We start from the raw sequence: 18612 nt of genomic DNA, 5'->3' as shown, positions 1-18612 counted from the left end.
ACGCCGCGTGTACTTGTACCCGTTTTTTCTGTGCATTATTTTGCCAAAGCCGCTGCTAATACTGCCGGCGCAAAGTCATTACCGTCCCCAATCGTAGGGCGTAAGAAACTCACCAAGTCCGGTGTCGCGTCCACACCGACCACTTGCGCCAACTCCGCCTGGTCCTCGCTGTAGGCGATAAAACCGTTGATGACGGCTAGGTCAACCGTACAATAACGTAACCCCAACGCCGTCGCGGCCTGAACGGCAACCACGTCATAACTCTGATCGAGACTTGCGCGATCATCCCAATATTCTCCGGCTACAAACGCCGCCGTATCCCGGCCGAGGTACACCTGGGTGCCCCGCGGAATCACGCTCGCCGACGTCACGTTTTGCCGTGCTAGCCTGCGGTGACCCCGGCATCCAGCGCCAAAGTCGGTTGACCAGCCGCTGCCCGTCGAGTGCGTTTAGCCGCCAACAGAGCAGCCACGTCATGGCGACCGTCACCCACGACGTACGCATAATCTCGCGCCTGCACGGCTAAAACTTTGCCATCCAGCACTAGGCAACGGTACAGGCTACCCGGGGCCAGCAGTTGCACCATGATATCGTCACCCAGTGCACGCACCACCTCGGCAAACCGCTCAGGGGTCGGTGGCACCGGCATGGCCACGCTGCCAGAACCGGGGCCCTGGGTATCGGTACCGCCAACAAAAATACTTTTGTGGCCAAAGCTACGGTCAAAATCCGCCACCGCCGCATCAGCGTTGCGGTAAGTATTACCGCGGGGTACGACCAACCCATGGGTGCCGAGGAAGCGCATCAGGCGTCCCGATTACGGGTCAACGCAACGGCCGCGTCTGGGTTCAGCCCCACCTGCTGCCCAGCAATAATGACGCTTTGCTGTTCCCCGTCCAAAGACCACAGCTCTGTGCCCAACGGCGTCACGCCCATCCCTGCAACCAGTCCTGCACGGAGGTAGATTTGTTGCGTCAAAGCTTCGTGCTCAAATCCGGGTAGAATCGTTCCTGCGGGCTGCCCGGCTTCCTGGGGCATCGCGGATAATCCGCTCCACCCATCGCCCTGGTCACCCGCCACATTCGCGAACCCTCGAGCCAATTCAGGCAAAGGCGCCGTTTCATCGTCGTTCACCGCCAACGTCAACCAGCACAGGTCGCGTAGGGCTGCCAGGTGAGCCGCGTCCGGGATACAATCAGCAGGCAGGTCAAGGTCAACCGTCAATACCCCGCGCTCGGTCAAACGGACGCCAGCCAACGTGACGGTACCGGGAACCGCACCAATTGTTGGTTCGCCCACCGTTTGTTGGTAACGCCGCAGATTAGTGAAATCCACCCCAGCCGGTGAAAATTCTGGTGCGGAGGGCCGCAACAACTGCGCGATGCCGGGCAATCGACGCTGCAGGCGTTGGGCCCAGCGCAAATACCAACCGTTACGGTAAGTAACATAGCCCTGAGCCTGTACCTCTTTGCCGGAATCCGTAAACAGGTCGGTAAAAATGGCCTCGGGCAACGCTAACTGCACGCGCACCCCCGCGTTGGTCGGCGTCCAAGCGCTCACCCCCACCATGTCTGGGGCGGTGTCCACGGCGGCGCGCCAACTCGACCAGGCCAAGTGGGTGTCGACCGTTTGCGCACCCATAATAATGGCCGCCGCGTCACTGATTGGGTAGAGGTACGGACTCATTCGTGAGTCGGCGGCGGTGGGTTGATTCCATCCACCGAGTCGCAAGATTCGTACCGGCAGATCGGTGCGGAGTGCGCCCATTCCGTGCGCGAATATTTGTTGCATGTCGTCCGTCATTTGCATGATTGTGATCCCCCATTTCTTTACCTACAATACCACGATAATGGGCAAAGACGCGAACGGACAACTGGTCAACATGACCCCGACGTTAAGCTTGAATAACGTCAGGCTCAGTTAACACCGCTTCAGCATCTTGCAAACGTTGTCAATGCCGCACTCCCGCGCTTTAGACAAATTTTACCAAGAACAAAGTATTGTATCTGGTGGTGGATAATGCTATATTATTGATGAAGCCACTAAGGTGTTCGCTCTTCCCTCTAATCAGTTGACCGAACATTCTCATTACATTGGGAATATGGGACTAGCACGACAATTGTGCTATATCACTTAGCACACACGAGCGCGCTGCATATATTCCCACCTGCTTTATCGCGGGTTCACAAGAATTGGGAAGCTACAACGGCACCATTTAGTCCTTCAAATCAAAAGACAACTTTTGGCTGGCCTCGCGCCAGTTTTTTTGTGGTTAAAATGAGCACGCAACTACGCTCACCCTTAAGGAGACAATAATGTTAATGATTCTAATGCTTCTGTACGCCGTTATTCTAGCCGCCATTGCTTGGTACCTACTTAGTCACCGGACCAAACCATTTCTCACCTTTACTCAACCCAGCACACCGCTAGCCCAAGCTATGGGTCTGACTGGGTACAGCCTCATAGTGGCGGCGGTTTTGTCGTTGGTGTCAGCTTTTGTGAACATTGTGAATCTAGCCCTAGTCGCACTCGTTCTGGGGGCAGCAATCATGGGTCTGTTTGCGCTATCATTTACGCGCTACCTATGATTCCAATCACGCTCTCATTGTCATTGAAAAAGCTTTCACAACATTGTATGCTTAAGGTAACCTAATGAAGGAGGTGGGCTTATGCTTCAACAATACAAACACATTTTGGTCGCCGTCGACGGTTCTTACGAGGCGGAGATTGCATTTAAGAAGGCCATCGCCGTTGCCCAGCGGAACGATGCGGAACTACTCTTGGTACACATTGTGGATACCAGGGCATTCCAAAACGTCTCCAGCTTTGACTCAGCAATGGTTGAACAGGTAACGGCGGCCGCCAAAAAGACCATGGCCGACTACGTGCAGACCGCGCAGGACGCCGGCTTGCAGGACGTTAGTTACACCATCGAGTATGGTGCGCCTAAGACTGTGATTGCCCGCGACATCCCGAAGGAACGCCAAATTGATTTGATCATGATTGGGGCCACTGGACTGAACGCGGTTGAGCGGCTACTGATTGGGTCTGTTACTGCTTACGTCACTCGTGAAGCACCTTGCGACGTACTCGTTGTCCGGACGGATTTGGCCAATAAACCAGTCCTGGCCACCACTAAGCAGCCATCACCAGATAATGAAGAATAGTGCACAAGCACACCACCTTTCCACATCGTGGTGTCTGTGTTCTGACAAAAATAACACCGACAGAGTAACGCTTGACGTTACGACCTGTCGGTGTCTTTTTTTACCCAAATCATTTATTGATAAATAACGTTGCAACTTTTGACTTAACTAGCTATTTCCGCTTGTAGACTCGCCGCTAAGTCGTGGTTTTGATTAACACTAGCCAGGGAGATTGCGACCGTATACGCCTCGGTGGTGTTCTCAGCGCGTAGTTGCACAAGGCAGCGTGCCCGTAGCGCGTAGAACTCATCGAGTAAGAACAAGCGTTCATTATCCACGGCTAGGTTAATTGCGTCCTCGGTACGCTCCAACACTTCTTTGTGGTCTCCCAGTTGGAACAGCGCTTTACAAATATACCACCTAATGAGTAGCGCGCTATCTAAGAACGTATCCCCTTCCCGGTGAATGTCCTGCAGCAAGGTTAGCGCCTCGGTAACATAGATTCGCGTCCGTTGTAGGTTATCCATGTCTGCGTACGCCAACGCTAATCCCAACACGGCCATGACCGCGTATACATCCGCATCCTCACCGGCAAAGAGTTGCAGGACCCGGTTGAAGTAGAAAATTGCTTCCTCGGGTTTGTGGTTACCGATGAGTTCGATCATTCCACGAACATAGTAGAAACGTTTGTGGTCGTCAACAGTCCGCAAATCAGTTTCATCTTCCAAAACCTCAAGCTCCTGTGCGGCTTGCTGTGGCTGACGCTGACGAATTGCACTAATGGCGCGGTTCAACGCTATTTGCACCGTGTTTTGTGGTTCAACCACCACATCAGTCATTTCTACCCCTAATCGTCTGACAATCCGTACAAGAATTTTCATACTCGGAACTTTGTTCCTCTTTTCAACGAGGCTAATCGTCGCCTGGGTACAAATGCCTTCCGCGAGCTTACTCTGTGACATCCCCCGGAGCTTACGAAAATAACGTACCCTGTCGCCTAAAATCCGTACTTCCTGTCCATCATTTACCATATACAGACACCCCTCTGGCGGTCACAATCGTGTCCACCAATTCTCTGGTACAAATACTGCCATACCAAGCAACAAACAACTATAGGTTAATTATATCCATAAAAAGAAAGCCCCTGCACTAAAATATTTTTAGCGCGGGGGCTTATAGTAGGATTAAATGACAGTCTCGATAAGCGGTTAGCTTGCTCAATCATTACACAAAGCAATAATTAACCGGCCGTACAACCGTAAATAGATATTCGTCTAATGGTGAGTCTTACGTGCAAGTAAATCGCCGATAAATTGCACAATGAAGACCATGACCAGAATGAAGATCAGGCTGACCCAGATGACGTCGTTTTCGTAGCGTAGGTAACCAGTGTTAATTGCCAAGTTACCCAAACCACCACCACCAATGGCACCGGCCATTGCCGTTAAACCAATGATACTGATAATCGTGAGTACGGAAACCCGAATCAACTCGGACAAGCCTTCGCGTAGATATACGCGGAAGATAATACCGACTGGCGATGTCCCCATCGCCTGGGCCGCTTCCACCACGCCTGCGTCAACGGTTAAAAGCGCATTCTGTACCTGCCGGGCGTAAAACGGTGCGGAACCCACAATTAACGGTACTAGGGCGGCGGTAGAGCCAATCCCGGTCCCCACAATCACGCGGGTAACCCCATTCAGGATGGCCAGCAGGATGACGAACGGAATGGAACGAAACACGTTGACCACTTTGTCCAGAACCGAATAAAATGGCCGGTTCTCCAAAATACCGTGTTCGTCAGTCACAAGTAGTATAATTCCCAGCAAGAGGCCGATAATGCCCGCTACTAAACTGGTCCAAAAGGTCATGTAGAGGGTTTGGTTAATCGCGTCAACCACCCCATCATCACCATTCCACAACGGGACAACGTTCGGGAAAAACTTTTCAAAAAAAATTGCATCATTAGTCCTCACCCCCAACTGCCTCCAGGTCCACATCCGTAACGGTGACATCGTTTTGCTTGAGGTACGTCAGCGCCGCCTCAACCTGGTCCGCTGCACCGGTGAGTACAACGATCAAGTTACCAAACGGTGTGTTCTGCAGGCTCTGAATGTCCCCAAAGAGGATGTTGGCGCTCACCCCGTATTCAGCGTATAGGGTCGCCACCAGTGCTGATCCGTGGTGTCGCCCACATACGTCAGGCGGACGAGCCGGTTACCCGGTCCGAGGTCCTGAACGGCCGGCTGGAGCTTCAAGGCAGTCAAAGTTGCATCCAACTGAATGGTTGTATCAATGAAGTCCTTGGTCAACTGCTTTTGCGGGTGGGCGAAGATATCCACCAACGAACCCCGTTCGATAATCTTCCCGGCATCCATCACGGCGACGCGTGTACATACCTGCTTCACGGCCTCCATTTGGTGGGTAATCAACACGATGGTCAGCCCCAATTTCTGGTTCAAACTCTTCAACAACGTCAAAATGGATGACGTCGTTTTGGGGTCCAACGCACTAGTTGCTTCATCAGAAATGAGGATTTCAGGGTCAGACGCGAGTGCGCGGGCAATACCAACCCGTTGCTTTTGGCCCCCAGATAGCTCGGCAGGATAGGCTTTAGCCCGTTCGGAGAGCCCGACCAACTCCAGTAGCTCATCGACTTTGCTCTTAATCTGATCCTTCGGCATGGTTCCACGTAACGGAAAGGCCACGTTGTCCGCAATCGTCCGGCTTGCCATCAGGTTGAAGTGTTGGAAAATCATGCCGATTTTGTGCCGTTTGTCGCGCAACTCCTTAGCCGATAACTTAGCCATATCGTCACCCAAAACGGTCACGGTCCCACTGGTTGGCCGCTGTAACCTGTTAATGAGCCGCACCAGGGTGGACTTACCGGCACCAGAGTAACCCACAATACCGTAGATTTCGCCCCGGTTAACCTCCAAGTCGACGTGATCCACCGCGTGGACCTCCTGCTTCTTTTCTTCGAATAACACGTCAACATCCTGCAACGTGATGATTGGTGCATCGCTCATCGCTGTTCCTCCTACTATCCTCACGGTTCATTTGAGTGCACTGGCCATATCCATATCGGACAAAAGCACCATCGCTTAAACCCAAAGCACGGGTTTGAGTAACGGTGCCCCTGCCGTCCCGCAATCATGCCGGGCGGTGATCCTCACTCAAGCAGTACTGGCTACTTAAAGGACAAGTCCCATGCAGCTCGGTAGAACCATTGTACACCTTCTTGATGACCTTCTTAGTGGCCTCATTCTGGTAAGCCTTCACAACCTTCTTGTAAACCTTGTTGTTCTTGTTTTTGTTGGTAGCCGCAACCACATTCACGAACGGCTTGCTGGCCTTAGTAATCTTTTCCACGTAGATAGCGCTACTTGGCTTGAGCTTAGCGTTCAGCGCGATATCGTTGTTAACCACGGCCGCGTCAACCGAGGTCAGTGAACGCGCCGTCTGGGATGCATCTACGGGCGTAATGTTCAGGTTCAACTTGTTGCTGGTGATGTCGCGGGTGGTTGGGAACGTCTTGTCTGGGTTCAACTTGATTAAACCCGCCTGCTGCAACAGTTCCAGGGCCCGAGCTTCGTTGGTCTGGTCGTTTGCAATCGCCACTTTGGCGTCCTTCTTCAACGCACTAAGCTTCTTAACCTTCTGTGAGTACAGACGAACCGGTCCGATGTACGTGTTACCGACATTCGCGATGTTCGACTTGTGTGCCTTGTTCCAGTTATCCAGGAATTGGATGGTCTGGAACGCGTTCAGGTCGATATCCCCGTCCAGCAAAGCCTGGTTAGGTTTGTTGTAGTCGGTAAACTCAACTAGCTTCAAGTTAATGTTTTGCTTCTTCAGGCGCTTAGCCACTGGCTTCCAAACGTCAGCGTCAGAACCAATCACACCAATCTTAACGGTGGTCGTCTTGGTGCTGGAACTACTACTACCACATGCGGCCAGGAAAACCGGCAAAGCAGCGACCAATGCTGTGAGTGCAACAAACTTCTTCTTCATGTGTAAAACCCTCCATAATTGAAATCGTATTTTTTTTATTTGCGGTTGGACGTACCACCAAACGTAAAAAAAACTCCACCCCTAACCAACTGTTAGAAGCGGAGTCCCGCGGTACCATTCTAAATCGCTCGTGCTGCAGTCACGAGCCTTACTAACGAGTCAAACAACCCGTGTGCAAGATAATGGATGCCAGCCATTGCCACCTAATCCCCATACGGGAACTCGGCGCACCGATCAGTGAGCCATTCTCTGGGCACCGTACCTCCCATTCGCACCATCCGGGGTCTCTGTTAGGTCGTATGCACCATCTCTCTCACGTCACTCGTTTACGTTTGATGATTTAAATATAGGGTACGCGGAAGCAGGGGTAATGTCAACCCTAGAATGAGTCGATTGTGAATTTTTGGTGTGAGTCGCTGTTATTGAACGACGCCTCAATTGGGTTGGTTGCAGCCCTATTCAGCAAGGCTGACCGCTATAAATGGGCTATGCTGACCAGAAGACGTTCTACTCCGTGCCCTACAAAAAGGGATTGTGACAGAAGCCTTTGGCACACGAACGATACATCGTGGTCGCGCGCCAAAAGGCAACTCCCTAACATACAAGACGGCATCAGCAGAAATCCTAAGTTCGAGATTTCCGCTGATGCCGCCTTGTATACCGGGAACTGACCGCCTTTTGGCACAGCCCTTCACCATTATTCATTGCGTTTGGGCGTTAATTGTACCTGACTGAAGTCTTCCCGATCGCGGCTGAACATGTAGCTCTGGTAGTGGTAGCGCATCGACAGCACCATCCCCACAGACAACATGTTCGCCAGTAGGAATGACCCCCCTGAACTAATGAACGGCAACGGAATCCCCGTTAGTGTAGTAACCCGATGTTCATCCCGACATTTTCAAAAACGTGGAAAATGATCATCATGATGACCCCAGTTGAGATGTACGCGTAAAACTCATTTTTGGTATCAAACGTCACGCGAATCATCTGGTAAATCAGCAGGAAGTACAACAGTATCAATACCCCAGACCCGAGGAACCCGGTCGTCTCGCCAATAACCGAAAAGATCATGTCGGAAGTCTGGACGGGCACCGTAACCTGCAAATTGCCTAACCCACTACCGGTCAGACCGCCAGAACCGATGGCCTTCATCGCTTGCCATAGCTGATAGCTATTCCCTGACGTAGCTCCAGACGGATCCAACCACGAGTCAATCCGCGCAAATTGTAGGCTTCAAACCCTACCCGCTCCAAAATCACGCGTCCCCAGGATTGGGTAACCAAGAGGATGGTCCCCCCGCCGACTACCACCGCAAAGATGGCCACCGGTAGGATAATCTTCCAGCTAATTCCCGATATGAGCACCACCCCGGCAAAGATGGCCAGGAATACCAACGTACTACCAAAGTCGTGCTGCAAAATCATCAGGACGACCACGGGTAGGGTCCAAATTAGCATCTGACCCAACAACCGAAAGTCGTTGCGCACTGAGTGACTAACCTGAGCATTGTGTAAAGTGACCACCCGCGCCAACATTAAAATGTAAGCTGGCTTCATCACTTCACTGGGCTGAAACGTAATCGGCCCAAACTTAAACCAGGACTTGGCCCCGTTAGCTAACGCCGTTTGCCGGTCGTACAGAAACAGGACGGCAATAAGTAGGAAGATGCCGACCCAATAAAGTACGGGGGCAATCCGCCATAACTGTTCGGTGTCAAACCGCATGACCACCGCGATACCAGCAGCCCCAATCGCATACCAAACTATTTGCATAATGACGGCTTTGATTGCCGCCCCCGTGCTACTGGCATTGGCAGTTGCCATAAAGATGGCTGCGCAACCGACCAACGCTAACAGCATGATGGTCAGGATGATCCCGTAGTCAATACGGTCCCCCTGCTGTTGTTGCTCTTTTTCGTTATCAGTGGCCACGCACTGACCCCCTTTAACTTAAAACCTAGTGCTGGTGCAGGTGAAACGTTGCAATTAGAAAGCTTACAGCGTCATCTTCGGTCTTAAACCGGTCTGTCTCTTCACTACCACTCACAACCGCCACGAACCGGTCACCATCAGTACGGATGTAGCCCAATTCCTGTCGGCCCATGTTTAAGACGGACACGGTCTGACCACCACGTTGTTCATCCGCCATGGTCAGTTTCACCTTTTGTTCTTTACTCATTACTTAACCCCACTTGCCTGATTGTCAGTTGTTGCCGGGTTACGGCGTAAACTAAAGTGGTCCGGTACATAATCAATACCACCGGGTACCAAAGGATTACACCGTAATATCCGCGCCGCCGCCATTAACGATCCACGGAGTGCACCGAAGCGGCCAATCGCGGTGATGGCATAGTGGCTACAGGTGGGGTAATATCGGCACGAAGCCGGTAGTAACGGCGAAATAAACCGCTGGTATCCCCGAATCAACTTTGTCAGTAACCACCGCATAACCAACACCTCACTCTAAAAACTTACCGATGTGCGTCCAGGTGCTGGGCAAAAAAAACGGCGAACGGATTACTACCGCCGATGGCAAAGCCGATCATGGTCCCCAATATTAACAAAATTATGCAGATACCGGCACCAATTAGCAGCCGCGCACCAAACCGTTTAATCGCATCAGTCTTTAACAAAGATAATCACCTAGATTAGTACTGCTTGTGGTGCTGGATGTTGTCCAACAACACACCCGTTCCCAAAGCCACGGCATCCAGCGGGTCTTCCGCTGTCAGCACCGGCACGTGTAGCTCGGACGCAAACAACTGCGAAATACCGTTCAGCAGCGCCCCACCACCGGTCAGCATAACTCCGCGGTCAATAATATCCGCAGACAGCTCTGGTGGCGTCATTTCGAGCACTTCCTTAGCTGCCGCAATGATGGAAGCCATCACGTCACTGAGCGCTTCCTGCAACTCTGTAGCGGTCACCTCGACCTCACGGGGCAGCCCGGTGGCGATATCGCGACCGCGTACCTGCATGGTCTGCTTTTCGTCAGCTTCGTAAACCGCACCAATGTTAATCTTTAGTTGCTCAGCGGTGTGTTCACCAATCAGCAACTTGTGCTTGTTTTTGACGTAACTCACGATAGCGGCATCCATCTTGTCACCGGCCAACCGTAAGGAGCGGCTCGTTACAATCTCACCCATGGAGAGAACGGCAACGTCGGAAGTACCACCACCGATATCAATAATCATGTTACCCTGAGGCTGGAAGATATCGAGACCGGCACCAACGGCAGCCACTTTGGGTTCAAATTCCAAGTATACCTTGCCACCACCGGACTTTTCAGCTGCCTCAATGATGGCCTTCTGTTCGATGGACGTAATGTTGGTGGGCGCGCAGATCAGAATACTAGGCTTGCTCATGAAGCCCTTAACGTTCAGTTTGTTGATAAAGTACTCCAGCATTGCCTCGGTAATGTCAAAGTCGGCAATGACGCCGTCCTTGAGCGGGCGAATGGAGCGGATGTTGCCGGGAGTCCGGCCAACCATCTTGTACGCCTCGGTACCGACCGCAACGACCTTACCGGATTGCGTGTCAACGGCGACCACGGATGGTTCGTTCAGGACAATGCCTTTGCCCTTGACGTTGATCAGGACGTTAGCCGTCCCCAAATCAATCCCAATGTCTCTTGCCATGAAAAATGTTCTCCCCTCAGATGTTTACTCGTCACATTATAACATAGGTTGCGTGGCGACTTTTATAGTAAGTAAAACAGGTTACGCGCCGCCTGGACTAGTGATAGAAAGCATGATGACACCAGGTATCCCAAAGCTACGGCGATAAAAAAACAACAGTAACCGCGATTCATTCACGCGGTTGGGTTTGAGAATTTTATCAAAACGCAACACAATCAGCAGTCGCCAAGACATGATGATAAACACTAGGTGTGACATGAACGTGAAAGCGGCGCTGAGACCTAAAGAAGTGTCCATTATAAAATCCTCCGCGTACCATAATACCAAAAACGGGACCAACACTAAAGCGTTGCACACCCCGATTGCATAAATATTCCGTTAAGTTACGAGGTGCATGCCTGCAAAGCAATGGTGGGGTTGCGGCAATAGTGGTTGCCGGCCGCGTTAGTCGGGTTGGCGAGCTACGGCTTACGTGGGGTGCTCCGCGGTAATCCACTGCTAGGGCGAAGCTCCAACCCGCCAAAACCCGGCGTGTTTCCGCCGCGATTTCAAGCCCGTCCGGAAACCCGCCGGCCGGTCTCGAAACTCGTCGCGTTCTAATGGCTAAAGCCATAAGAACGTTGCACCCCGGCAGTGGTTACCACTCCGACCCCACACGCCTACGCTCACCAACCCGACCGACGCGGCCTCACACTACTGTCGCCGCAACATCGTCTCCTGCCGGCTCGACGCCTCCACCAAACATTTGCCGGCATCAGCCAGTTCATGAACGGTAGTCCATCATGCATATAATCACCACACATTGGCCAACGAGAACATTCCTATGAGAAAAACTAGATATACTACGCTCAGCACCACATCTGTCCCCACAATTCGCTGTTAATAATCCACTGAGTCATAATTATCGCACGTATAACCACTACTCTAGCAACACAAAATAGAAGTTAAACAGTTAGCCGTCGGTTTACACCCTACGAACTATCGGGAACCCGCGGGTGGGCTTTGGGACGGAGGCGTCGTGCCCAGAGACGTAGTTGCTGCGACCCCGGAGCGCCGTAGGAACAGAGTGACGTACGGCGGCAAAGTTTATAGACCGAGTGATTTTCTCGGGCTAGAAACCTCGTGGGAGGCCGGTACGGGGAGCGTGCGGGTGTAGCAACCTCCGGCGTAGGGCACGTAAGCCGCAATCCCAAAGATCACCCGCGAGTTCGCAACCACAAGCAGTGGTTACCACGGACTACCCCACGAAAGCCGTAGCTCACCAGCCCGGCCTACGCTGCCGTCAACCACTATCTACAGCAACGTAACTAAAAAGCGCGCACCCACAAGGGGTACACGCTTTGAGACTACATTGACGTTGCGCTAATGCTGAGCGTCATGCTTGACGTTGATCCGGTTGATGGCCCGCCGCAATGCCACTTGGGCACGAGCAAGGTCGTCCTGGTTTTGCGTCTGCTTGGCGGTCTCAATCTTGTGTTCGGCACGCTCACGGGCGGCCTCAGCACGGCTGAGGTCGATGTCCCGCGCACGTTCTGCGGAATCAGCAACGATGGAAGCAACGTTATCCGCCACCTCCATGAAGCCGCCATTCACAGCAATCCGGTTCTCGTGGTCGGGTTCATCGAGTCTTTGCACCCGAACTTCCCCAATCTGTAATGGCGCCACGATTGGTTCGTGGTTAGCCATGATACCCAAATCACCATCAACGGCACGCACAACCACCAGTTTGGCCCGGTGATCGTACACAACGCCATCTGGGGTCACGATGTTAACGGTCAACACGTCCTGTTGCTCGTCAGCCATACGAATCCCCCCTAATCCTTACTGTCTGGGTCGTAACCCATTTCCTTAGCCTTCGCCTTCATGTCGTCAATGTTACCGACCAGACGGAACGCCTCTTCAGGATAATCGTCGTAACGACCTTCAAGGATTTCCTTGAAGCCCTCAACGGTTTCCTTAACCGGCACGTACTTCCCTGGCAAGCCAGTGAAACGTTCGGCAACGGAGAAGCTTTGACTCAGGAAGAACTGAATACGACGTGCACGGGCAACAACCGTCTTTTCCTCGTCGGACAGTTCGTCCATACCCAGGATTGAGATGATGTCCTGCAGTTCATTGTAGCGTTGCAGCACTTGCTGTACCTGCATGGCCACATCGTAGTGTTCCTGCCCAACAATGTCCGGCGTCAAAGCGCTAGACGTTGATGCCAGCGGGTCCACGGCTGGGTAGATACCCATCTGGGTGAGCCGCCGTTCCAAGTTGGTCGTAGCATCCAAGTGCGCGAAGGTCGTGGCTGGTGCAGGGTCGGTATAGTCATCGGCTGGCACGTAAACGGCCTGGATGGAGGTAACGGAACCCTTCTTCGTGGAAGTAATCCGTTCCTGCAACTGACCCATTTCAGTGGCCAAAGTTGGCTGGTAACCAACGGCACTAGGCAAACGACCAAGCAAAGCGGAAACTTCAGAACCCGCCTGGGTAAACCGGAAAATGTTGTCGATAAACAGCAACACGTCTTGACCCTTCACGTCACGGAAGTATTCGGCAATGGTCAAACCAGTCAGGGCCACACGCATACGGGCACCTGGTGATTCGTTCATCTGACCGAAAACCATCGCGGTGTTCTTCAAAACGCCGGATTCCTTCATTTCAAAGTAAAGGTCGTTACCCTCACGCGTACGCTCCCCAACACCAGTGAACACAGACAAGCCGCCGTGTTCTTCAGCGATGTTGTGGATCAGTTCCTGAATCAGCACCGTCTTACCAACACCGGCACCACCGAACAGTCCGACCTTACCACCCCGGAGGTATGGTTCGAGCAGGTCGATAACTTTGATCCCGGTTTCAAGAATTTCTGAACTAGTACTCAGTTCCTCAAAGGCTGGTGCGTCACGGTGGATGCTGTTCCGTTCGTGGTCAGCGCCGAATTCGTCGCCACCATCAATCGGTTCGCCCAAGACGTTAAACACGCGACCAAGGGTGTCCTGACCAACGGGTACGGAAATTGGTGCCGCGGTATCGCGCACCTCCATACCACGCTGCAAGCCATCCGTGCTGGCCATCGCAATGGTCCGCATTACGCCGTCACCTAACTCCACGGCGACTTCGACAACAATTGTCTGTCCCTGGGTGTTAGTGACTTCGAGTGCGTTGTTGATCTTTGGCAAGTCGCCATCGATGGGAAAGGCCACGTCGACGACAGGTCCGATCACTTGCACGATTTTACCTGTAGTATTACTCAATTATGCTGTCCTCCCCGCAATTATTTGTGGTTGTTACTCAATCGCGGCAGTTGCACCGGTGATTTCGGTCAACTCCGTGGTGATTGCTGCTTGTCGTGCACGGTTATACTGCAAAGACAAGCCGTCAATCAAATCTTTAGCGTTATCTGAAGCACTCTTCATCGCCGTGGTCGAAGCAGCATGTTCAGCCGTCTTGGCATCAATAATGGCACCAAAAATCAAGCTTTCCGCATACTGTGGGAGCACGACGTCGAGCACGGCGTCCACACTCGGTTCAGCATCATACTGAATCGGGCTGTCCGCCACTTCAGACGGATCAAGATCGCTGATTGGTAACATTTTTTTCCACCCGGAAGGCCGAGGTCAAAGAGTTAACGTGGTGGTTGTAGCACACGTACAACTCATCAAAGACCTCGTTGTCAAACATTGTTACCGCAGTCTTGACGATTTCGCGCACCTCGTTGAAGGTGGGAATATCAGAAACGCCCCGGTATTCGTAGGCGACGTTCATGCCCCGGGCCTTAAAGAAGTCCGCGCCGACACCACCAATTGCCATGATGGCGTAGTGGTCTTTGTCCTTGTGGTCCTCTTCAATTACTTGGAGCATCGACTTCAAGGCGTTGCTGTTGTAGCCACCGACTAAACCACGGTCACTGGTAATCACCAGGTAACCGGTCTTCTTAACAGTCCGTTCCTGCAACAGGTCCGCAACACGCAGCTGCTGACCATCGCCCTTGCCCGCATCCTGGTTGGCTTCCATGCTCAGCAACTGGCTTGCGCCAAGTGCGTGACGGTGGCACGAATCTTGTTCGCGTACACCTGGTAGGCAACCGCCTTTTTCTCAATCTTAGAGAGCTTGGCACCACTAACCATTTGCATGGCTACAGTGATTTGCCGCGTCTTCTTGGTTGAGGAGATGCGTCGCTTAATATCAATTAATGATTCAGCCATCTGCTCACCCCCTAATTAGTGGAAGCTGCAGTTTGAGCCTGCGCTGCGGTGAACCCGGCAGCGAACGCCTTCATCACCGTATCCATCTTGTCCGTATCCGGTAACTTACCAGTGTCCTTGATGGACTGCACCAGTTCGGCAGCATTAGTGTCGAAGTAGTCAAACAGTTCACTCTGGAAACGGTTGATATCGTCCACGGGCACATCGTCCATGAAGCCGTGAGTCAAAGCGTACAGAACCAAGACTTGTTTTTCAACGGTCAAAGGCTGGTGTACGGGCTGCTTCAGGACTTCAACGGTCCGGCGTCCACGGTTCAACTTGGCCTGCGTTGCCGCATCCAGGTCAGAACCGAACTGGCTAAATGCTTCCAATTCACGGAAACTGGCCAGGTCCAGACGCAACGTACCAGAAACCTTCTTCATGGCCTTCAACTGGGCATCACCACCGACACGGGAGACCGAAGTCCCGGCGTCAATGGCTGGACGCGTACCAGCGTAGAACAGGTCACTTTGCAGGAAGATTTGGCCGTCGGTGATACTGATAACGTTCGTTGGGATGTAAGCGGACACGTCGCCGGCCTGTGTTTCGATGATCGGCAAAGCCGTCATGGAACCGCCACCCAATGCATCACTCAACTTAGCACTACGCTCCAACAGACGGGAGTGAGTGTAGAAAATGTCACCAGGGTAAGCTTCACGTGCCGGTGGCCGACGGAGCAGCAGGGAAATTTCACGGTAAGCGGCGGCCTGCTTGGTCAGGTCATCGTACACAATCAAAACGTGCTTGCCGTTGTACATGAATTCCTCACCCATTGCGGTACCCGCGTATGGTGCCAGGTAGAGCATTGGTGCTGGTTCGGATGGACCAGCAGTCAGCACGATGGTGTAATCCATCGCACCGTACTTGCGTAACGTTTCGACTGAGCACGGACCGTGGAGTCCTTCTGCCCAATCGCAACGTAGATACAAATCATGTCCTGGTCTTTTTGGTTGATAATCGTATCGATGGCGATACTGGTCTTACCAGTTTTACGGTCACCGATAATCAATTCACGTTGGCCACGACCAATTGGCACGAGGGCGTCAACGGCTTTAAGACCGGTCTGCAACGGTTCCGTAACGGACTGACGCTGCATAACACCAGGTGCCTTCACTTCAACCGGACGGGTCTTATCGGTCTTGATGTCACCCTGGCCATCCACTGGCTGACCCAGAGTGTTCACGACGCGACCAATCAAGGATTCCCCAACGGGTACTTCCATAATGCGACCGGTACGCTTGACCGTGTCACCTTCACGAATACCGTCAAAGTCACCCAGGATGATAATCCCGACATCATTTGTTTCAAGGTTCTGCGCCATACCATATGAACCGTTTTCGAATTCCAACAGTTCACTGGCCATGGCGTTATCCAGCCCGTGAGCACGGGCGATACCATCACCAACGTAGGTGACAGTCCCGACCTCGGCAACATCGAGGTCGTCTTTGTAGTTTTCTAGCTGCTGTTTAATCAGCGTGCTAATTTCTTCTGCTTTGATAGCCATGACTTCACCTCTTCACTATTTCTAATGGGTGAGCAACTCTGCGCGAATCTGGTCGATCCGGTGTTGCACCGTACCGTCGATTACGTAGTTAGCTGCCTGCACCCGGACACCACCAATAACGCTAGCGTCCACAACATTGTTCAATTCGGCGTGCTCAACACCCAAGCGTCGCGCTACCGCAGCGGCAAGCTTGTCTGCCTGTGCACCTGACAACGGCACAGCCGTGGTGACCGTCCCCGTGATCTGACCGGCGTCCGCACTAATGCGTTCGTCGAAGTCAGCCACGATGGCAGGCAAAGCGGCAATGCGACCATAGTTAAAGGTCATTTGCACGAGTCGTGCAACCACTGGCGAAGCGCCAGTGGTTAGTTCCCCCACGATTTCCTGCTTGAGGTTCAGCTTCAGTTCGGGCCCAATCAGTGCAGCCATCAGGCCAGGATTGTCGTTAAACACCTGGTCGAGAGCGTGAAACTCTGACTGTACTTCCTGGGTCGTCCCCTCAGCAGCCGTAATTTCAAACAATGCTGCCCCATAACGGGGTGCCACAATCGCATTTGTCAGTGCCATCTAATCACCCAGCCCTTTGATGTAATCGTCAATGAGCGACTGCTGGTCTTCAGCCTTCAGCTCCTTGCCGATAATCTTGCTGGCAATAGTGATGGAGAGGTCCGCCACCTGATCACGGGCGCCGTTCAGGGCGTCCTGCTTGGACTGCGCAATCTCTGCGGCAGCCTTAGTTTTCAGGTCGGCAGCGTCCTTGTGTGCTGCGTCCACAATGGCCTTACTTTGCTTCTGGCCATTGGTCTTAGCGGTGTTCACAATGCTTACGGCTTCTGCCTGCGTATTTTGCAGTTCAGATTGGCGTTGAGCGAGCAGCTTGTCAGCGTCACTCTTAGCCTGATCCGCATAATCCAGGTCCCCGGTAATCTTTTCCTGGCGCTTAGCATCATTTTGGTGACTGGGCCCCAAGCAAATTTACCGACAAGAACCATCAACACGATGAACGTGGCCAGGTCGAACAGCATGTCGCCGACTTCAAGTCCAGCGGCGGCAAAAATCATTCCATGCAACATCTGTGCCACTTCCTTTCGTCTGCGTGCTTAATAATCCTATTGGAACAGCAGCAGGAAAGAAATAGCGATGGCGATGATTGGCACGGCTTCGATCAGACCAACACCGATAAACATCGTGCTACGGAACTGACCGGACAATTCTGGCTGACGTGCCATACTCTCGATAGTCTTGCTAATAACGTGACCGTTACCATATGATGCGGCCAAAGCGGCTAAGCCGGCGGCGATTGATGCAGCGATGTAGTTCATGTGAAAATTCCTCCTAAAAATACTATTCTTCAGACAAAACCTTGTTGGAAATGTATACGGATCCGAGCGTGACAAAAATGTATGCTTGGATACTACCAATGAATACTGAGAACCCTTGCCATGCCATTTCGGCCAAGAAGCCTAATGGGAATGACAAGATAGCAAACTTACCGGATAACGCCATGTTACGAATCAGCATGATTAGCACCTCGCCGGCAAAAATATTACCGTACAGACGGAGAGCCAAGGTCATGAAGTTCGTGAACTCTTCCAATAAGTTGATGGGCGCCAGCATCGGCATCGGGCTAACAAAGCCCTTCAGGTAACCCTTAAAGCCGTGGCGAGCAACCCCAACATAGTGAGCCAATACCAGTACCACCATGGCTAAAGTCATGGTAATTAACGGACTGGCCGTCGGGGAATGGAACCAGGTCACGCCACTGACGTTGACGTCAATGAACAGTCCCAACTGGTTGGCCATGAACACAAATAGGAACATGACGAAAATAAATAGTTGGAACATTGACCCTTCTTCACCCGGCATCGCACTACGCACAATCCCGTTGGTAAAGTCGATGAGCCATTCCAGCAAGTTCTGCCGGCCCTTCGGACGTAATGTCGGTTTACGGGACAAATAGAACACCAACGCAAAAACTACAATGGCCGAAATTAGCACTGGAATGTCGTTCGCGAGGTTGAAGCGTAAACCGCCAATCGATAGGTAGGGATACTTATCGTTCACAGAATTCACCTCCTCCTT

Annotated in this window: 17 protein-coding genes and 6 pseudogenes; 2 read left to right on the top strand and 21 right to left on the bottom strand. The window is 52.4% G+C overall.

Annotated features, from left to right (window positions below; genetic code table 11):
• Positions 1–35: 35 nt before the first annotated feature.
• The 3 genes from JCM12539_RS01860 to JCM12539_RS01850 are packed head-to-tail and all read right to left on the bottom strand — an operon-like array spanning position 36 to position 1809.
• Entirely contained in the window at positions 36–371 is a 336-nt protein-coding gene (locus JCM12539_RS01860; protein WP_054648811.1) for a hypothetical protein, read from the bottom strand.
• Positions 372–382: 11 nt separating this feature from the next.
• Positions 383–805: a hypothetical protein gene (locus JCM12539_RS01855; RefSeq protein WP_054648809.1), complete on the bottom strand. Its 423-nt coding sequence runs from the start codon at positions 803–805 to the stop codon at positions 383–385.
• A complete protein-coding gene (locus JCM12539_RS01850) occupies positions 805–1809 on the bottom strand; it encodes a hypothetical protein (protein WP_054648807.1) in 1005 nt (334 codons plus the stop codon). Before JCM12539_RS01850 ends, JCM12539_RS01855 begins: the two co-directional genes overlap by 1 nt.
• A 506-nt stretch (positions 1810–2315) precedes the next feature.
• Here JCM12539_RS01850 and JCM12539_RS01845 point away from each other — a divergent pair.
• Positions 2316–2588 (top strand): hypothetical protein, encoded by a 273-nt coding sequence (locus tag JCM12539_RS01845; protein ID WP_054648805.1) that lies wholly within the window; start codon positions 2316–2318, stop codon positions 2586–2588.
• Between the two features lie 81 nt (positions 2589–2669).
• Positions 2670–3167: a universal stress protein gene (locus tag JCM12539_RS01840; protein WP_054648803.1), complete on the top strand. Its 498-nt coding sequence runs from the start codon at positions 2670–2672 to the stop codon at positions 3165–3167.
• A 143-nt stretch (positions 3168–3310) separates the two neighbouring features.
• Here the strand turns inward: JCM12539_RS01840 and JCM12539_RS01835 are convergent, their stop codons facing one another.
• From JCM12539_RS01835 to atpB, 18 genes and pseudogenes are all read right to left on the bottom strand, one after another.
• On the bottom strand, positions 3311–4177 hold the full coding sequence (locus JCM12539_RS01835; RefSeq protein ID WP_082405279.1) for a helix-turn-helix domain-containing protein: 867 nt from the start codon (positions 4175–4177) through the stop codon (positions 3311–3313).
• Positions 4178–4420: 243 nt separating this feature from the next.
• A complete protein-coding gene (locus JCM12539_RS01830; RefSeq protein ID WP_305068934.1) occupies positions 4421–5122 on the bottom strand; it encodes a methionine ABC transporter permease in 702 nt (233 codons plus the stop codon).
• Positions 5112–6175: pseudogene (locus tag JCM12539_RS01825) on the bottom strand (methionine ABC transporter ATP-binding protein). Before JCM12539_RS01825 ends, JCM12539_RS01830 begins: the two are co-directional and overlap by 11 nt.
• A gap of 161 nt (positions 6176–6336) precedes the next feature.
• Positions 6337–7160: pseudogene (locus JCM12539_RS01820) on the bottom strand (MetQ/NlpA family ABC transporter substrate-binding protein).
• A 697-nt stretch (positions 7161–7857) separates the two neighbouring features.
• Positions 7858–9019, bottom strand: a pseudogene (locus JCM12539_RS01815) (FtsW/RodA/SpoVE family cell cycle protein).
• A gap of 97 nt (positions 9020–9116) precedes the next feature.
• Positions 9117–9338: a DUF2969 family protein gene (locus tag JCM12539_RS01810; RefSeq protein ID WP_054648799.1), complete on the bottom strand. Its 222-nt coding sequence runs from the start codon at positions 9336–9338 to the stop codon at positions 9117–9119.
• Entirely contained in the window at positions 9338–9607 is a 270-nt protein-coding gene (yidD, locus tag JCM12539_RS01805; RefSeq protein WP_054648798.1) for a membrane protein insertion efficiency factor YidD, read from the bottom strand. Before yidD ends, JCM12539_RS01810 begins: the two co-directional genes overlap by 1 nt.
• Before the next feature lie 23 nt (positions 9608–9630).
• Positions 9631–9792, bottom strand: coding sequence for a DNA-directed RNA polymerase subunit beta (locus JCM12539_RS13005; RefSeq protein ID WP_225350170.1), 162 nt, complete (start codon positions 9790–9792; stop codon positions 9631–9633).
• A gap of 15 nt (positions 9793–9807) precedes the next feature.
• Positions 9808–10797: a rod shape-determining protein gene (locus JCM12539_RS01800; protein WP_054648796.1), complete on the bottom strand. Its 990-nt coding sequence runs from the start codon at positions 10795–10797 to the stop codon at positions 9808–9810.
• A gap of 81 nt (positions 10798–10878) precedes the next feature.
• Positions 10879–11094 carry a DUF1146 family protein gene (locus JCM12539_RS01795; RefSeq protein ID WP_054648794.1) on the bottom strand — a complete coding sequence of 72 codons (216 nt, stop codon included), beginning with the start codon at positions 11092–11094 and terminating at the stop codon, positions 10879–10881.
• Between the two features lie 1065 nt (positions 11095–12159).
• Positions 12160–12600: a F0F1 ATP synthase subunit epsilon gene (locus JCM12539_RS01790; RefSeq protein WP_054648792.1), complete on the bottom strand. Its 441-nt coding sequence runs from the start codon at positions 12598–12600 to the stop codon at positions 12160–12162.
• A gap of 11 nt (positions 12601–12611) precedes the next feature.
• Positions 12612–14036, bottom strand: coding sequence for a F0F1 ATP synthase subunit beta (atpD, locus tag JCM12539_RS01785; RefSeq protein ID WP_054648790.1), 1425 nt, complete (start codon positions 14034–14036; stop codon positions 12612–12614).
• A 33-nt stretch (positions 14037–14069) separates the two neighbouring features.
• A pseudogene (locus JCM12539_RS01780) lies at positions 14070–14987 on the bottom strand (F0F1 ATP synthase subunit gamma).
• An 11-nt stretch (positions 14988–14998) separates the two neighbouring features.
• Positions 14999–16530: pseudogene (gene atpA / locus JCM12539_RS01775) on the bottom strand (F0F1 ATP synthase subunit alpha).
• Between the two features lie 21 nt (positions 16531–16551).
• A complete protein-coding gene (atpH, locus tag JCM12539_RS01770) occupies positions 16552–17097 on the bottom strand; it encodes an ATP synthase F1 subunit delta (RefSeq protein WP_054648789.1) in 546 nt (181 codons plus the stop codon).
• Positions 17098–17603 (bottom strand): annotated as a pseudogene (gene atpF, locus JCM12539_RS01765) (F0F1 ATP synthase subunit B).
• 36 nt (positions 17604–17639) lie between these two features.
• Positions 17640–17852, bottom strand: coding sequence for a F0F1 ATP synthase subunit C (atpE, locus tag JCM12539_RS01760; protein ID WP_054648787.1), 213 nt, complete (start codon positions 17850–17852; stop codon positions 17640–17642).
• A gap of 22 nt (positions 17853–17874) precedes the next feature.
• A complete protein-coding gene (gene atpB, locus JCM12539_RS01755) occupies positions 17875–18594 on the bottom strand; it encodes a F0F1 ATP synthase subunit A (protein WP_054648785.1) in 720 nt (239 codons plus the stop codon).
• Positions 18595–18612: the final 18 nt, after the last annotated feature.

This window comes from Lacticaseibacillus pantheris DSM 15945 = JCM 12539 = NBRC 106106, assembly GCF_001311175.1.
Taxonomy (GTDB): domain Bacteria; phylum Bacillota; class Bacilli; order Lactobacillales; family Lactobacillaceae; genus Lacticaseibacillus; species Lacticaseibacillus pantheris.
This window is presented reverse-complemented; position numbering and strand designations above follow the sequence as displayed.